The 16,704-nt window shown below is 63.7% G+C and carries 16 protein-coding genes; 14 read left to right on the forward strand and 2 right to left on the reverse strand.

The window, feature by feature from the left end; translation table 11 throughout:
• From AC1DWI_RS01795 to AC1DWI_RS01825, 7 genes are all read left to right on the forward strand, one after another.
• Window positions 1–355: Bug family tripartite tricarboxylate transporter substrate binding protein (locus AC1DWI_RS01795; protein WP_477724296.1), on the forward strand; the 355-nt coding region annotated here is incomplete at its 5' end.
• A gap of 138 nt (window positions 356–493) precedes the next feature.
• The gene (locus AC1DWI_RS01800) at window positions 494–1,243 is read left to right on the forward strand and encodes a GntR family transcriptional regulator (protein ID WP_477668585.1); all 750 of its coding nucleotides are present in this window, start codon (window positions 494–496) and stop codon (window positions 1,241–1,243) included.
• A gap of 36 nt (window positions 1,244–1,279) precedes the next feature.
• A complete protein-coding gene (locus AC1DWI_RS01805; RefSeq protein ID WP_477668584.1) occupies window positions 1,280–2,308 on the forward strand; it encodes a tripartite tricarboxylate transporter substrate binding protein in 1,029 nt (342 codons plus the stop codon).
• A gap of 3 nt (window positions 2,309–2,311) precedes the next feature.
• Window positions 2,312–3,148 (forward strand): amidohydrolase family protein, encoded by an 837-nt coding sequence (locus AC1DWI_RS01810; RefSeq protein WP_477668583.1) that lies wholly within the window; start codon window positions 2,312–2,314, stop codon window positions 3,146–3,148.
• A gap of 75 nt (window positions 3,149–3,223) precedes the next feature.
• Entirely contained in the window at window positions 3,224–3,385 is a 162-nt protein-coding gene (locus AC1DWI_RS01815; RefSeq protein ID WP_007863796.1) for a hypothetical protein, read from the forward strand.
• Window positions 3,386–3,547: 162 nt separating this feature from the next.
• Window positions 3,548–4,585: a hypothetical protein gene (locus AC1DWI_RS01820; RefSeq protein WP_477668582.1), complete on the forward strand. Its 1,038-nt coding sequence runs from the start codon at window positions 3,548–3,550 to the stop codon at window positions 4,583–4,585.
• Entirely contained in the window at window positions 4,582–5,625 is a 1,044-nt protein-coding gene (locus tag AC1DWI_RS01825; RefSeq protein WP_477668581.1) for a hypothetical protein, read from the forward strand. Before AC1DWI_RS01820 ends, AC1DWI_RS01825 begins: the two co-directional genes overlap by 4 nt.
• A gap of 26 nt (window positions 5,626–5,651) precedes the next feature.
• Here AC1DWI_RS01825 and AC1DWI_RS01830 read toward each other — a convergent pair whose 3' ends face one another.
• Window positions 5,652–6,680, reverse strand: a complete 1,029-nt coding sequence (locus AC1DWI_RS01830; protein WP_477724297.1) for a LacI family DNA-binding transcriptional regulator — start codon at window positions 6,678–6,680, stop codon at window positions 5,652–5,654.
• Window positions 6,681–6,997: 317 nt separating this feature from the next.
• On the opposite strand from AC1DWI_RS01830, the gene AC1DWI_RS01835 reads away from it, so the two are divergent.
• The 6 genes from AC1DWI_RS01835 to AC1DWI_RS01860 all read left to right on the forward strand — a co-directional run bounded on the left by AC1DWI_RS01835 (window position 6,998) and on the right by AC1DWI_RS01860 (window position 14,148).
• Window positions 6,998–7,150 carry a hypothetical protein gene (locus AC1DWI_RS01835; RefSeq protein ID WP_477668579.1) on the forward strand — a complete coding sequence of 51 codons (153 nt, stop codon included), beginning with the start codon at window positions 6,998–7,000 and terminating at the stop codon, window positions 7,148–7,150.
• 50 nt (window positions 7,151–7,200) lie between these two features.
• Window positions 7,201–8,490, forward strand: coding sequence for an ABC transporter substrate-binding protein (locus AC1DWI_RS01840; RefSeq protein ID WP_477668578.1), 1,290 nt, complete (start codon window positions 7,201–7,203; stop codon window positions 8,488–8,490).
• A gap of 138 nt (window positions 8,491–8,628) precedes the next feature.
• Entirely contained in the window at window positions 8,629–9,618 is a 990-nt protein-coding gene (locus AC1DWI_RS01845) for a carbohydrate ABC transporter permease (RefSeq protein ID WP_477724298.1), read from the forward strand.
• A 10-nt stretch (window positions 9,619–9,628) separates the two neighbouring features.
• Window positions 9,629–10,684, forward strand: coding sequence for a carbohydrate ABC transporter permease (locus AC1DWI_RS01850; RefSeq protein WP_477668576.1), 1,056 nt, complete (start codon window positions 9,629–9,631; stop codon window positions 10,682–10,684).
• A gap of 14 nt (window positions 10,685–10,698) precedes the next feature.
• On the forward strand, window positions 10,699–11,700 hold the full coding sequence (locus tag AC1DWI_RS01855; protein ID WP_477668575.1) for an ABC transporter ATP-binding protein: 1,002 nt from the start codon (window positions 10,699–10,701) through the stop codon (window positions 11,698–11,700).
• A 33-nt stretch (window positions 11,701–11,733) separates the two neighbouring features.
• A complete protein-coding gene (locus tag AC1DWI_RS01860) occupies window positions 11,734–14,148 on the forward strand; it encodes a TIM-barrel domain-containing protein (protein ID WP_477668574.1) in 2,415 nt (804 codons plus the stop codon).
• Window positions 14,149–14,704: 556 nt separating this feature from the next.
• Here the strand turns inward: AC1DWI_RS01860 and AC1DWI_RS01865 are convergent.
• Window positions 14,705–15,610, reverse strand: a complete 906-nt coding sequence (locus AC1DWI_RS01865; protein WP_477668573.1) for a LysR substrate-binding domain-containing protein — start codon at window positions 15,608–15,610, stop codon at window positions 14,705–14,707.
• Window positions 15,611–15,786: 176 nt separating this feature from the next.
• Between AC1DWI_RS01865 and AC1DWI_RS01870 the strand changes: the two genes are divergently transcribed.
• On the forward strand, window positions 15,787–16,704 hold a 918-nt coding region (locus AC1DWI_RS01870; protein ID WP_477724299.1), incomplete at its 3' end, for a Bug family tripartite tricarboxylate transporter substrate binding protein.

Here is a 16,704-nt window from a genome sequence, read left to right on the forward strand (position 1 = left end):
GCCCTCGGCCATTGCCCAGATCAAGTCGGGCAAGCTGCGCCCGCTGGCCGTCACCTCGGCCCGCCGCAGCACCTCGCTGCCGGACGTGCCCACGGTGGCCGAACTGGGCTACAAGGACTTTGACGTCAGCACCTGGTACGGCCTCTTCATGCCGGCCGGCACTTCCAAGGACATCGTCGCCACCGTCAATGCCGAGGTCAACAAGCTGCTGGCCACGCCCGAGATGAAGGCCGCCATCCACGCCCAGGGCGCCGAAGTGCAGAACATGACGCCCGAGCAGTTCTCCAGCCTGCTTAAGACCGACTATGTGAAGTGGAAGGGCATCGTGCAGACTTCCGGCGCGACCATCGAATAAACGGTTCACGCTTTTCCGCGCAAGGCGGCGCCCGATGGGTGCCGCCTTTTTTATGGGCCGCAGCGCTCCGTGTAAACCCTAGGAAACAAAAGTCTGGATGCATGACATGATCTAGTCATCTATAGGACTAGATCAATTATGGCCATTCCAGCAAGCCCTTCATTGACCGTGGTGCCCGCCGAACCGGGCCAAAGCCGTTACGCCGCCCTGGCCGCCGCCTTGCGCGCACGCGTGGTGGCGGGCGAATGGCCGCCGGGCAGCGCTTTGCCGGCCGAGCAGACCCTGGCCGCCGAACACGGCGTGGCCTTGGGCACGCTGCGCCGCGCGCTGGAACTGCTGGCCGACCAGGGGCTGATAGAGCGCATCCATGGCCGCGGCACCTTTGTGCGCGCAGGCATGACGGGCGGCACCATGATGCGGTTTTTCCGCTTCGGCGAGGGCACGGGTGAAGTGCCGGCCTCGCACATCGTTTCGCGCCGGCTGCTGGTCGCGCCCGCCGAGGTGGCACGGCGCCTGGGCCTGGCACGCGGCGATATGGCGCTGCGGCTGCAACGCGTGCGGTCGCTCTCGGGCCAGCCCTGTGTTTATGAGGAAATCTGGCTGCCCCCGGCCCTGTTTGCCGAGCTCGTCGAGAGCGATACCGGCAGCTGGGGCGACCTGCTCTACCCGATGTTTGCCGAACGCTGCGGCGTGCACGTGGCCCGCGCGGTCGATGAAATCGGCTTCGGCGCGCTGACGGCGGCGCAGGCCGGCCACCTGGCCCTGTCGGCCGGCCATCCCTGTGCGCTGGTCACGCGCTGCGCCTACGACCTGGCCGGCCATTGCGTCGAAGTGCGCTACACGCGGGGCGACGCCCACGCTTTTCACTACACCGTCACCATCACCTGAACGTCCCTTGAACACCCCCCGAAATCGGAGAAAACCATGTCACACCCAAGCAACCACCCTGCAAGCAAAGCGCAACCCCTGAACCGCTCGCGCCGCCTCGTGCTGCAGGCCGCGGGCGCGGCCGTCGCCGCACCTTGGGCCTTTGCCGCCCATGCCGCGGGCCAGATCGCCGGCGGCAAGCCGATCACGCTGGTCGTGTCCTATGCCGCGGGCGGCGGCGCCGACCTGATGGCGCGGCTGATCGCGCCGCGCATGGCCGAGTTCCTGGGCCAGACCGTGCTGGTCGACAACAAACCCGGCGCCGGCGGCCAGATCGCCGCGACACAGGTGGCGCGCGCCGCGCCCGACGGCACGCAGTTGCTGGTCGATGCCTCGTCCTTCGCCGTCAATCCCGCGCTTTATCCCAAGCTGCCCTACGACACCGACACGGCGTTCGCGCCACTGGCCGTGCTGGCGCAGTTCCCCAACGTGCTGGTGTGCACGCCCGGTTTTGAGGCCAAAAGCGTCAAGGACCTGATACGCCTGGCCAAGGCCAAACCCGGGCAGATCGCCTATGCCTCCTCCGGCAACGGTTCGGCCCAGCACCTTGCCGGTGCGCTGTTTGAAGACCTGGCCGGCGTGAAGCTGGTGCACGTGCCTTACCGCGGCGGCGGCCCGGCCATGAACGACGTGATGGCTGGCCAGGTGCCGCTGTTCTTCGCCAACGTGGCCTCCTCGTTGGGGCAGATCCAGTCGGGCCGGCTGCGCCCGCTGGCGGTGACCAGCCGGCGCCGCACGCGCTCGCTGCCCGACATGCCGACCATGGAAGAAGCCGGCGTGCCGGCTTATGAGGTGCTCGAGTGGAACCCGGTGCTGGCCCCAGCTGGTATAGACGCCAAGTCCAAAGCTGCGCTGATCGCCGCTATCCGCAAGACCATGGCCGACCCCGAAGTGCTGGGCCGTATCCGCAGCCTGAGCGGCGAAGCCTTCCCCGAGGGCCCTGAAGCGCTGACGCAGGCTTTCCTCAAGGCCCAGCAGCTCAAATGGGGCCGCATCATCAAAGACCGCAAGATCACCACGGGTTAAGCGGTGCAGAGTTCCACGCCTGACCCGGTGGCGCCCGGCTGGGACAGCCACGTCCACGTCTTTGACGCCGCTGCGGCTGTCGCGCCGGGCCATTACCAGCCCGCGCACCGGCCGCTGGCGGACATCGAGCAACTGGCCCAAAGCCATGGCTTCGGCCACCTGGTGCTGGTGCAGCCCAGCGTCTACGGCACCGACAACACGGTGTTGCTGGACGCCTTGCGTGCCGGTGGCGGGCGGCATCGCGGTGTGGTGGTGCTGCCGCCTTCCATCGACGATGCGGCGCTGCAGGCCATGCATGCGCTCGGCGTGCGCGGTGTGCGCTTTAACCTAGTGTCTCCCGTCGGGGACAGCCTCAAGGCCGGGGAGGGTGACGGCGCCCGGGACAGCTTCCAGGCCCTGGCGCCGCGCCTGCGCGCGCTGGGCTGGCATGTGCAGTGGTATGCGGCACCGCAAGACCTGCCCGTGATCGCGGCCCTGCATGCGGCCAGCCCGGTGCCGGCGGTGCTGGATCACCTCGCCGGCATGCACGCCGGCATTCCTCCGGATCACCCGGCCTGGCGGGCACTGGAGCAACTCGCCGCCCAGGGCGCCTGGGTCAAGCTTTCGGGCTGGTACCGCCTGGGCGTGCAAGCGCCGTATGAGGCGCTGGACGAGGTCATCCGCAAGGTTGCGGGGCTGTTCGGCCGGCGCCTGGTCTGGGGCTCCGACTGGCCGCATACCGCCTTTGCGCCCGACGCGCTGCCCGCCTACGCCAGCACCTGGGAGCCCGTGGCGCGCACGCTGGCGGCGGCCCAAACACAGTGCGTCCGGGAGCAGGCGCCGGTCGCCTTGTACGCCTGATAAGCCCGGCGGAGGCCTGCAGCCCCGGAGTGGCTTAAAATCACGGGCTACGCCATTTTTAACCCGGAGTCTTCCATGCCCAAGAAAATCAGAGTCGAAGCCGACATCTGCGCCCCCAAGCCAGTCCCTCCCAAGGGCTACACCATCACGACCGGCCGCGGCCAGAAGATCAGCCTGGAGCGCGGTTCGCACACCCGCAGCAAAAAGAACCCAGGCAAGCGCCCCCACCAGGGTTGAGCTGGTTTTGCTGATGCGGCTCCCGGCCGCATCCATAAAAAAGCGCCTCTTCAGGCGCTTTTTTCATGGCCAAAATTGCTGGCGTTCGGTGAATTGGATTCAATGTGGCATCCAATCGAGATAAAACTCCTCTTGATGGAAGACGGCCATGATGTTTAATCCATGGATAACGCCAACGGGGGAGTACTGAAAATGTTGTCCAGAATTGCAGTTTTTTTGGCATTGATCCTGGGACTTGGATGTTTTTCCATTTCAAGCAGCCAGCCAGTTGCAAAACCCGTCGTAACAATAGATCCTTGGGTGCCGCACGCATTTCCCGTGGCGATCTACCGCAATATCAGGGCGGATCATTTGAATCAAATGCTGGTTGATTCATTTTCGGAATTCAATTTTTCCCTGCTTGCTAAAAGAAAAGATGCGGATGACAGCACGGTCTTTCAGTTCTCTTATCCCATGGATAAGAACGGCAAATCCGGAACCATGATTTTTGAATTCAAGGTTGACGGCACCATTGTCAAGAACAAATGCATGAATTGCTTCTTGCGAAGGGGGCGAATACTGAACGAGAGGGACATGGGGAAACTGCCATGGATGGCTCAATACGATCTCAGCAGCCGGCTCTATTCTGATATCGACCAAGCGTATGCGTCAATCAAAAGCAAATCCCGGGATTACCTGGATCCCCAGCACGGGTTTGATTACAAAAACATGTGGAGCGGGGAGCGTAACCGTCCGGGTTACGACAACTCTTACGCCAAGGTCAAATTGCCGGATCTGAAGCGGGAGGTGGTCCGTGCCTTCACGGATTCCGGGTTCATTCTGTTGCGCGACAGCAATCCTGCCGCCGATGCGGCTGATTCCGTTCTGGCATTTTCTTTTCCGGTTGACGGCGATAAACCCGCCGGTGTGGTTTATTCGATTCAAATCGCGAGCCAGTTTGACAGCGACGGCTTTTGTTACCCGTGCGAGACAAGGTCGGTGTATGACCCCTATCAGGCATTGCCGCCCGCGGGTTTGTCCGCCGTGTCCGGCAGGTTGACACTGGCTGCGCGGTTTGAAGCCGGCCTCAACAGCGCCTACGATCAAACGAAGGCGGCCACGGAACGGTATCTTCGGCCAAGAACCCAGTTCATCCGGCCGCCAAAATCCGCCCCATTGGGCTCACCCCGCCCGCCTCCGCTTCCTATGGTTGTGACATGAGCCTGCGCCTGTCTGTTGGCGCAGGTACTCATGGCCCGTTTCTCCATGGGCCGTGGTTTGACAGGCTGTTTCTCTTTGGCACAGTGGGTATCGCGTTTGCTCTGGGCGCTTTGGCGACGATCTCGCCGGCGATGTTTGTGGCGGTGGTGCTGGTGGATATCTGGTTGTTTGCCAACCCCCATGTCATTGCAACCTACACCCGGGTCGGGTTTGATAAAGCCCGCGTTAAAAAGCACTGGTTCCTGATTTTTGGTTTGCCGCTCATCGTGCTTGCCGGGGTCACGATGGTGGCACTAGCCTATGAGCTGGGTGGCCTGTTCACCTTGTACTTCATAGCCCAGACCTACCATGTCACCCGGCAGTCCTTCGGCATTTCAAGGGCGTACAGAAGGGCCGACCCGCAAGCAGCGGGCCCGGATCGTTTGTCGGAAAGCCTGATCTACCTCTTTCCGCTTTGGGGCCTGATGCACCGGTGTACAACGGCACCCGACTCTTTTTATGGTTATCCCATCTACCTGCCGCCTGTCGACGCCGCGTTGACTGGCGCAACAGGCATCGCCGCTGTGCTGGTATGCGCATGGTGGGCGTACCGGCAGGTGCGCCTTGCGCTGGCCGGGCGGCTCAACGCGGGGCACAGCCTGTTTGTAGCGTCGCACCTGCTTGTCACCGCAGTCGCCTACCTGTGGGTCACGGACATCACGTCGGGTTGGCTGGTCGTCAATATCTGGCACAACCTGCAATACCTGCAGTTTGTATGGCTGCAGAATGTGCGCCGTGATGCGCAGTTGCCGGGCGCGGACGGCCAACGATCCATCGGCAGCCAGGACATTCAGCGCCCGGTGAAGCCGTTCAAAAATGCGGCCAAATACCTCGCCGTATGCCTGGTGCTGGGCGCGGTGATGTACGAAGCGCTGTCGGTGGCCGGCCGGCAACTGATCTGGCTGGGCCTGCCCACCGTATTCATTTTGCATTTCACCGTGAATTTCCATCACTACCTGGTGGACGGCGTGATCTGGAAAAGACCTAAACCCGGCGCGTGACGCATCCGGCGCAGGCCTGGYCGGTTTCAGGTCTCGAGCGCAGCCGCCATGCGGTGCGGCATGAGGCGTTCGCGTGGTGCTTCGCCGCCCCACAGGCTCAGCATCAGGTCCACGATGACCGGTCCGAAATCCTGATGCGGAATTTCGACCGAGGTGAGCCACGGGGCAAGCCAGGCATTGATCGGGTTGCCGTCGATGCCGACCAGCTCGCAGTYGCCGGGCACCCGGATCCCGCTCTCGCGGGCCATGCGGTGCAGGCCATAGGCGACCTGGTCGCTGATGCACATCGCGCCACGCGGCCAGGCGCCGGGCGCCGCGAACTGGGCCCCGGCGGCGTAGCCGATTTCCAGGTGCGAGATGCCCGGGGCCTCTACCCGTCGGATCCGGTCGGTTGACAAGCCTCTGGTGCCGGCCCGCTCGCAGAAGCCCTGCACGCGTTCCCTGGTCGTGGWCGATCCGCGCGACGGAAATACCACGGCCGGCGCGTCGACGCCGCGGTCGAGCAGGTAGTCTGCGGCGGCGGCGCCGGCCGCCAGGTTGTCCGGCCCCACGAAGGAACATGTGCCGAACGGGCTGCGCCGGCTCACGAAGACCATAGGCGCACCGCGCTCCACGAAGTCGCGCAGGCCGGCACTGGGCTGAGCCGCGACCATCACGTAGCCTTGCACGACCTGCGAACGCATGGCGTTGAGATAGTCGTCCTGCAGCTCCGGCCGGTCGTGCGTGTCACACAGGATCATCGTGTAGCCGGCCTCGCGCAGCGCGGCCTCGGTGGAGGCGGCCAGCGTGGCCATCACCGGGTTGTCGAGGTTGGCGGCCAGCATCGCGACCAGGCGGCTCTCACGGTTGCGTAGCGCGCGTCCAAGCTGGTTGGGGTGGTAGCCCACGGTCTTGATCGCCTCGCGCACGCGCGCCAGCGTTTCCGGCGAAGCCCGCCGGGTCTCGCCGTTCACGATGCGCGAGACGGTGGAGATTGAGACGCYGGCCTGCACGGCGACTTCGCTCAGCGAAACCGGGCCGACGCCCTTGCGCCTGCGCGGGGTGTCGTCGGTCATCGGTGCGGGCGGCAGGCCTRCCGGGTCTGGACGCCGCAGCGAATGTTGGGTTGGCGCGAAGGCGGGACACGCGAATGGCGAGGCGGGAGTCCGGCGAGTGGAAAGCGAAGCATCGATGGGTCGTATTTTGGGAAAACAAGGGGCCAAGAGGCGAGGGCAGGTGGCCGACCGGCGGCGCGATCAGTGCGTGCCAAGACAAAACATATAACCGAGAAAGCCGCGACTGACAAGTATGGCAAACGATTGCCAATGGTTGGCAAACGTTTGCCATAATAGCCAAAACCGCCAACGATCGCAACACAACGGCACAGGACGACATGGTTTTCACCTCCAGCAGCACGCACAGCCGCGGCAAGCCCCTGCCGACGCTGCTCGCTCGAGTTGATCGCGGCGATCCCAGCGCCGCGGTCACCCATCCCAGCCATGCGGCCTGGGCGTTCCCTGCGCCGGCGGCCGGCGCGCATTCCTGAAGCCGACGACCGATCGGCCCCATCCTTCCTTTTTCCAGAAAGAGACAACCATGAACTTCCAGCTTCGTTTTCTCGCCAGGCGTGCCACGCGCGCCGGCCTCCTGGGTGCCGCCGTCGCCACGCTGGCCACCAGCGCCTTCGCCGACATTCGCGTCATGTGCTACCAGGACGGCAATGAATGCGATGTCACGGCCGACCTCATCAAGCGTTATGAAGCCCAGAACGCTGGCGCCAAGGTGATCCTTGACGTGGTGCCCTACAAGACGGTGGTAGAGCAGCTGCCCGTGCAGCTCGCGGCGGGGCAGGGACCCGACATCGCGCGTGTCGCCGAAATTGGCGGCCTGTCGAAGAACTACATCGACATCAGCGCCCATGTGAAGGACCGCAAGTACTGGGAAGACAACTTCGGCAGCACCTTGCCCTGGATGCGCAACAAGGCGGGCGACAAGGGCATTTATGGTTTCCTGTCGCAGATGACCATGACCGGCCCCTTCGTCAACAAGACCTTGTTCGAGCAGGCCAAGGTGCCCATGCCCGGCCCCAAGGCCACCTGGGAAGAGTGGGCCGACGCGGCGCGCAAGGTGGCCAAGGCCACGCAGACCCCGGCCGCCATGGCCTGGGACCGTTCGGGCCACCGCTTCGCCGGCCCCGCCGTCAGCTATGGCGCGAAGATTTTCGACGTCAAGGGAAACCTCACGGTGGATGCCGGCTACAAGACCGCCGTGGGCAAGTTCGTTGCCTGGCACAAGGACGGCACCATGCTCAAAGACGTCTGGGGCGGCTCGGGCGGCTCCAGCTATGCCGACGCGGTGGGCGAGTTCAAGAACGGCCGCGTGGTGATGATCCTGTCGGGTTCATGGCAGATCAACCGCATGCAAAAAGAAATCGGCAACGCCTTCGACTGGGTCGCCGTGCCCAACCCCTGCGGTCCCGCCGCCTGCTCGGGCATGCCCGGCGGCGCGGCCTGGGTGGCGCTGAAGACCACCAAGTCCCCGAAGGAAGTGGGCCGCTTCCTGGATTTCATGGCGCAGGAAGCCAACGTCGCTGAATTCGCCTCACGCACCAACAACATCCCGGCCCATGCCGGCGTGGCCAAAAAAGGCGTGAGCTATCCGACTGCCGGCCCTGCGGCACAGGCCGCGCTGGGTGTGTTCAGCAGCGGCACCGCCACCATCGCGCCGCCGGCCTACGCGCTGCAAGGCTACAAGTACAACCGCGCCCTGATGCTGCCGACCGTGACCCGGGTCACTCAGGCCATCGTGGGAGAAATCAGCGTGGACGAGGCCGTGACCAAGATCGGCACCGACATGGCCGAAGCGGTAAAACAAGCCGAAAAATAGGCACACCCCCGTGGCGCGCACTTCGTGCGCGCCTCCCCCCTTGCAGGGGGCGACACCTGCGGCCTGGCGGAGCCAGTTCCGCGGTGTACCTGGCGTAAGGCAATGTGCTGGTGGCGTCATACATAGATCGGAGTCGGTATGTCGGTTTTCTCAGCTTTCCTGGGCTTTTTGTTCAACCTGTTCGAGCCGGTTTTCCGGCTGGGCCAGAGATGGCTGGGTGCTTCGCGCATAGGCTGGCTCTTTGTCGGGCCCAACCTGGTGGTGATCAGCCTCTTCACCTTTTTGCCCATCGTGGTGAACCTGGTGTATGCGGTGACCGGCGGGGTGAACCTTCTGCCCACGCAACGGCCTTTCACCGGGCTGGAGAACTTCGCCATCCTGCTTGAATGCCGCGACTACACCGACCTGCAGACCTGCCGCACCGACATCTTCTGGCGCTCCATCGCCAACACGGTGAAGTTCAGCCTGATCCAGGTGGCCTTGATGGTGTTCTTCTCGCTGGTCACGGCCCTGGTGCTGAACCGGAAAATCATAGGCCGCGGCTTTTGGCGTGGCGTGTTTTTCTACCCGGTGCTGCTGTCGCCGGTGGTGGTGGCGCTGATCTGGAAATGGCTGCTGCAAAGCCAGGGCGTGTTCAATGCCGGCCTAGTGGCCATGGGCGCCTCACCGATGGACTGGTTGCTGGACCGGCACTGGGCATTTTTCTGGGTGGTGGTGGTATCCATCTGGGCCCACATGGGCTTTTACACACTCATTCTGCTGGCCGGCCTGCAGGCCATCCCGAAAGACGTTTACGAAGCCGCCGAGATGGACGCCGCGCCGCCGTGGCGTGTGCTCAGGCGCATCACGCTGCCGCTGCTCATGCCCAACCTGATCGTGGTGCTGGTGCTGGTGATGATCCGCGCGGTGCAGAGCTTTGACGAGGTGTTTGTGCTCACCGGCGGCGGCCCGGGCTCGGCCACCACCTTCATCGTGCAGTACATCTACCAGACCGGTTTTGCCGAACAGATCCACCTGTRTGGCCTGGCTGCCGCGGCCTCGCTGATCCTGGCCGCCGGCCTGATGGCCCTGACGCTCGCGCAGCTGCGGCTGTCCAAAGCCGGCGAGGCCGGAAAAATCAGGAAGTAAGGAAAAAGCGATGGCCAATTTCTTTACCCGTACCCAGGGTCACAAGCACGGCGGCACCCGCCTGCATTGGACCGACTGGGTCTCCTACGCCTACCTGCTGGCAGGCCTCATCGTGATGTTCGGCCCTGTGCTGTGGCTCGTGATGTCGTCGTTCAAGACCGAAAGCGCGCTGAGCCAGTTCCCGCCGACCTTTCTGCCCTACAGCCAGAAAGAAGCCGTGGTGACCGGTTACGACAAGCCCCTGCCGCTGTTCCGCGCCAAGGATGAGCAGGGCAACATCCGCGAACTGGCCCAGGTGCGCCGCATCGGCCTGGTCGCCACCATGGTCGACCCCGCGGCGCCGCAGACCGAACTGCGCGTGAACATCAACGACCGCAAACCGGTGAATGAACTCAAGTTTGCCGGCGGCAACTACACCGAGCTGTTCGGCAAGTTCGCCTTCGGCACTTACCTTTGGAACAGCGTGTTCATCACCGTGGTAGCGACCATCCTCACGCTGCTGTTCAATTCGATGGCGGCCTTCGCGCTGTCCAAGTACCAGTTCACCGGGCAAAAGACGGTGTTTGTGCTGATCATCGCCACGCTGATGATTCCGCCCACCATCATTTTGGTGCCGGCTTTTCTGGTGATCTCGGAACTGAACCTCTTGAACAACCTCTGGGGCGTGATCCTGCCCGCGGTGGCCACGCCCACGGGCGTGTTCCTGCTGCGCCAATACATGCTGACCATTCCTGACGAGCTGCTCGAGGCCGCCCGCATGGACAACGCCAGCGAGTGGCGTATCTACTGGAAGATCATCCTGCCCCTGGCTGCGCCGGCCATGGCGGTGCTGGCCATTTTCTCGTTCATGTGGCGCTGGAACGATTTTCTCTGGCCGCTGATCGTGTTGTCCAAGTCGGAGCACTTCACCTTGCAGCTCGCGCTCAACGCCTTCCAGGGCGAACTCAACACGCAGTGGCACTACCTGCTGGCGATGACCGTGATCACCCTGATTCCGATCACCCTGGTCTTTGCCTTTCTGCAGAAATACATCGCCACCGGCATTGCCAGCGCCGGCGTCAAATAAACCGAGGACTCTCCGTGGCCACTCTTGAACTTGCCAGTGTCGTCAAAACCTTTGACAAAATCACCATCATCCATGGCGTAGACCTGACCGTTTCCGACGGTGAATTTGTGGTCTTCGTCGGCCCCTCGGGCTGCGGAAAATCCACGTTGCTGCGAATCATCTCGGGGCTGGAGCCCGCCAGCAGCGGCGACATCTGCATCGACGGCAAGCGTGTCAATGACGTGAGCGCTGCGCACCGCGGCTGCTCCATGGTGTTCCAGTCGTATGCGCTGTACCCGCACATGAGCGTCTACGACAACATGGCCTTCGGCCTGGAGAACCTGGGTGTGGCCAGGCCGGTCATCGAAAGCAAGGTCAACGCCGCCGCCGCCATGCTGCAGCTCACGCCGCTGCTGCAGCGCAAACCCACCCAGCTCTCCGGCGGCCAGCGCCAGCGCGTAGCCATAGGTCGCTCCATCGTGCGCGAACCCAAGCTTTTCCTGTTCGACGAGCCGCTGTCCAACCTCGATGCTGAACTGCGCGTTTCCATGCGCGCCGAGATCCGTGACCTGCACGCCCGCTTGGGCGCGACCATGATTTACGTCACCCACGACCAGGTCGAGGCCATGACCATGGCCGACAAGATCGTGGTGCTGCGCGCCGGCCGCATCGAGCAGGTTGGCTCGCCGCTGGAGCTGTATAACCAGCCCTGCAACCAGTTCGTGGCCGGCTTCATCGGCAGCCCGCGCATGAATTTCGTGCCGGTGGCGCAGATGCCTGGCGCCAGGCCCGGAGCCCACACCGTGGGCATCCGGCCCGAACATGCGCAACTGTCCAACGACGGCCCGCTGCAGATGAAGGTGTCGCAGGTCGAGCAACTGGGAAGTACCAGCATTCTGCATGGCCACGTGGTGCCTGACGCGCCTTTTGAAATCATCCTGAGCGGGCAGACCAACATCCAGCGCGGCGACACCGTCAAGGTGACCGCACCTTCGGAGCACCTGCATTTCTTCGACCAGAACGGCTTGCGTCTTTGAACCTGCGCCACACGAAACATTGACCAGCCGACCATGCGCCTTGACCAAGCTCCCACTTTCGCCCTGCAATCGCGCAGCGGCAACCACCTCGTCCTGAACAGCACCAGTGGCGCCACGGCCCACATCTGGGTGCTCGAAGAAGACATCGTTCGTGTGCTGGTGCTGCCGCAAGGACGGCTGCAGATGCCGCGCAGCTGGACCGTGGCGCCTGGACTTGAAAACTTGCCCGTTGAAGGCCGCGACCGCTTCGACGTGAGCGGCTTTTCGCTGCCCGCATTCGAACTCAAGGAAGAGGGCTCACAACTACAGATCACCACAGGCGCCGTGCGCCTGACCATCGCGCTCGAAGGCTTCTTTTGCCGCTGGGAAAGCCGGCAACAGGGCCGCTGGCAGGCCACCGCCGCCGACCGTTCCACGCAGAGCTACAACTTCGGCTGGTGGGACGAAAAGGTCTACCACTACCTGCAGCGCGAACGCGGCGAAGCCTACTTCGGCCTGGGCGAGCGCGCCGGCGACGCCAACCGTGCCGGCCAGCGCTACCGCATGTGCAACCTCGACCCCATGGGCTACAGCGCACGCAGCACCGACCCGCTGTACAAGCACATCCCGTTCTACATCACGCGCAAAGGTGGTGAAAAAGACGCCGGCCTGTGTTTCGGTTTGTTCTACGACACCTTGTCCGATTGCAGCTTCGACATGGGCCGCGAGATGGACAACTACCACGGCCACTACCGTTACTTTGTGGCCGACCACGGTGACCTGGATCTGTATTACATCGCCGGTGACGACCCGGCCGCCATCACGCGCCGCTACACCTGGCTCACCGGCCGGCCCATCTTCCCGCCGCGCTACGCGCTGGGTTATTCAGGCTCGACCATGAGCTACACCGACGCGCCCAATGCCCAGGAGCGCATGGGCGAGTTCCTTGAACGCTGTGAAGAGCACGACATTCCCTGCGACTCGTTCCACCTGTCGTCGGGCTACACCTCCATTGGCCCGGGCCGCTACGTCTTCAACTGGAACCGCGAGAAGTTTCCCGACCCTGCGGTCTTCGTGCAGAGCTACCTCGACCGCGGCGTGCGCCTGGTGCCGAACATCAAGCCCGCGCTGTTGCGCGACCATCCGCGTTTCGAGGAAGCCCGCCAGGCTGGCCTTCTTGTCAACGACCCGGATGGCCAGCCCACCGCCATACAGTTCTGGGACGGCACAGGCGCCTACCTTGACTTCACCAACCCCAAGACCATCGCTTGGTGGAAGAAGCAGGTGACTGAGCAGCTGCTCGAATACGGCATCCCCGCCACCTGGAATGACAACAACGAATACGAGATCTGGAGCGACAAGGCGCTGGCCCACGGTTTCGGCGCGCCGCGTCCCGCGCGCGAGGTGCGCCCGCTGCAGACCCTGCTGATGATGCAGGCATCGCACGCCGCGCAGTCCGAGTTCGCGCCCGCGGAGCGGCCCTACCTGGTGTCGCGCTCAGGCGCCGCCGGCATGCAGCGCTATGTGCAGACCTGGTCGGGCGACAACTACACGGCCTGGGAAACGCTGCGCTACAACATCCGCATGGGCCTGGGCCTGGCGATGTCGGGCGTGTCCAACACCGGGCACGACATAGGCGGTTTTTCCGGTCCTGCGCCGGGGCCCGAGTTGCTGCTGCGCTGGGTGCAGCACGGCATCTTCCTGCCGCGCTTCAGCATCCACTCATGGAACGACGACGGAACCGTCAATGAGCCCTGGATGTACCCCGAGGTCACGCCCCAGGTGCGCGAGTTGATCCGCCTGCGCTACCGGCTCATGCCTTACCTGTATGACCTGGTGTGGCGTTACCACCGCGCCTACGAACCCATCATCCGGCCGACGTACCACGACTTCCCGGAAGACACGCACTGCCTGGAAGAAAACGACGACATGCTGCTGGGCGCACATTTGCTGGTGGCCTCGGTGGTCGAGCCCGGCCAGACCGAGCGCCGCGTGTGGCTGCCCGGCACCGGCGGTTGGTACGAGGCGCACACCGCGCGGTACGTGAAAGCCGGCCAGCGGATCACGCTGAATGCGCCGCTGGATGGTCCGCCCCCATTGCTGGCACGCGAAGGCTGCGCCATACCGCTGAATCTGGGAGAAATCCATTTCGCAGCGGTCGAAGATCTGCGCGGCTTCCAGGTCTTTCCCCATCAGGGTGCGGGAAGTTTCGAAGCAAGCTGTTTTGAAGACGACGGCCATAGCCAGGCCTGGCGTAGCGGTGCTTATGGGCAGTGGCGCCTGCGTGTTGATTGCACCGAGCAAGGCCTGCGCATCGCGGTGTTCCGTGAGGGCGCACAGCCGCCTGTGCAAGACAACCTGGTCTTGCTGTTGCCGGCAACAGAGCAACGCCCGCTTAGCTTTGACGGCGGGGCGCTGGTGCAGGATCAGCTCGAAGGCGCCTGGAGGCGGCTGACGCTGAAGCTTTGACCCTATACGAGGGAAATGTGTCCTGGGCCGCTGCGATCCCGGGCAGCGGATCACCAGCCTTGGCGGTATGCCGTGACGGTGAAACACGATGGCCGGAGTTCTGGCACGTCCTTTGCATGCTGTCCTGCAGTGACGACAATTCACTACGGAAGGCTTCAAATGTTGGCCCTTATCATGCGACCCCTTGCATCTGTCGGCTTGGCGGYCGCTTTCACCACAACCGGCCTACATGCCTCAGACGCTGCCGCCGACCGCCCGGTCAGTCCAGTCAGCCAAACGCAAACCCTGCGTGTGCCGGACCACAATGTCAAACCGGTTAACGCGGCCAAAACCAGGGCCGAGGCAAAACGCACGCTGGGTACGAACCCGGCGATGCCACTTTGGGAAGGCCCCTGGGGTCCTCACCATTGAGGTGGACTTCGACGGAATTTGTAACTTGGCCCATCGCACTCTCCGGCGTCTCTGGTGTGATTGGCCTGGAGCGGCAACTTTGCGCGTTGATCAGTCTCCTGGCCCACGCCGCCTCCGCCTCATTCAGCTGGCCACCGCCGGAGCCTCAAGGGGCAGGCGGCGACTGGCTCGTCAACCACTGGCGCAGTGATTGGATTACGGGCGCCTTGGCGCGCTCGTTCGTCGTCACCAGAAAGTAACTGCGCGGCGAAATAAAGGGCTTGTCATTCAGCTTGACCAGGCGCCCGGTCTGCAGCGCCGATGCGCTCACATAGTCCGGCGCCAATGCGACACCCAGACCGGCCTCCGCTGCCGTCAATGCAAGCGACAGCAGACCGTAGTGGGCACCCGGCATCGGGACTTCTACAGACGCGCCCAGCTGCCGCAGGTAGGCCGGCCATGAGTTGGGCACCATGCTCTGGTGCAGCAAGGGCAGCGCTGCCATTTGTGTGCCCGTCAGCGGCGCCGCCAGCCGGCTCAGCGTGGGCGCCGCAAGAGGAAAGGAGTGCAGGGGGTGTAGCAGGTCGGCCACGCAGCCGGGCTCCGGCCCTTCGCAGTAGACGATGGCCGCGTCCAGCCCCGAGTCGCGCATGCTGATGGGCCCGGTATGCGTGGCCACGTCCAGCTGGATCTGCCGGTGCGCGATGGCGAAGGCGCACAGCCGTGGCATGGCCCACAGCGTGCCAAAGGTGGTGGGCACGGACAGCCGCAGTATCTTGCCTGGCATGGAGCCCATGGACGCGGCGATGGTCGCTGACTCCAGCTCGTCCAGCAGAGTTCGCACCCGCCGCAGGTAGCTGGCACCGTCAACCGTCAGCTCCATCCCGCTAGTTGTGCGCCGGCACAGTGCAACGCCGACAAAGCCCTCCAGGTCCGATAGCTGGCGGCTCACCGCGCTTTGCGTCAGACCCAGTTCATCGGCTGCGGCAGTGATGCTCAAGCGCCGTGCAATCACCTCGAAGGTGTTGAGGTTGACGATGGAGGGCAGGTGGCGCTGCGTTGGATATTTCATGGCGGTTACGGCCATTATTGGCATGGCATCCGTTCGCCCGCAATGAAAAAGGCTATGCAGGCATGAAATAAATGCAGGGGGGTATGCGTTTATTCCGTTGGACAGGCCGGCGCGCATGTCAGATATTCAGGGCGCCGCAGTGGGCGGCCCCTCAAGAACAGAAGTTGGAGTCACAGATGTCGAAATTTCAAGCGCGCCTTGTACTGCTGCTGGCGGCGGCCACGCTGGCTGGCACCGCCCTGGCGGCGGATTGGCCCGCCACCCAGCCTATCAAACTGATCGTGCCCTCGGCCGCCGGCGGCACGCCCGACCAGACCAGCCGAAAACTGGCCTACTACCTTCAGGACAAACTCAAACAAGCGGTGATCGTCGAGAACCGCCCCGGCGCGGCAGGCACCATTGCCATGCAGGCGGTGGCCACCGCCAAGCCCGACGGCTATACGCTGGGCTTCGGCAATATCGTGACCATGGCCATCAACCGCAGCCTGATTTCCAAGATGCCCTACAACCCCGATAAAGACCTGGCGCCGGTGGCCGTGCTCTCGCAGGTGCCCAATGTGCTGGTGGTCCGCCATGGCCTGCCCATCGCCTCGGTGCGTGAACTGGTCATCTATGCCAAGAGCCACCCGGGCAATCTGACCATGGGTTCCGGCGGCAACGGCACCACCAGTCACCTCAGCGGCGAAATCCTCAAGGAAAAAGCCGGCATCAGCTTCAGCCACATTCCCTACCGCGGGGCCCCGCAGGCGCAGACCGACCTGATCGGCGGGCAGATCGACTTCATGTTTGACAACCTGCCGTCCATGGTGGGCGCGATCCAGTCGGGCAAGGTGCGTCCGCTCGCGGTTACCAGTAAACGTCGCTCGGCGCTGCTGCCCAATGTGCCGACCATGGAAGAGGCGGGCATTGCAGGCTTCGAGGTGGTGGCATGGGGCGGCATTGTGGCACCGACGGGCACGCCTCGGCCCGTGATCCTGCGCCTGAACCGTGAGATCAACAACTGGTTGCAGGCACCTGCGACCAAAGCCGAATTCGCGCAAGTGGGGCAGGTCGCGCTCGGGGGAACCCCCGAGTTTTTCAAGACGCATATCGAC

Source organism: Polaromonas sp. P3_C2 (assembly GCF_056402675.1).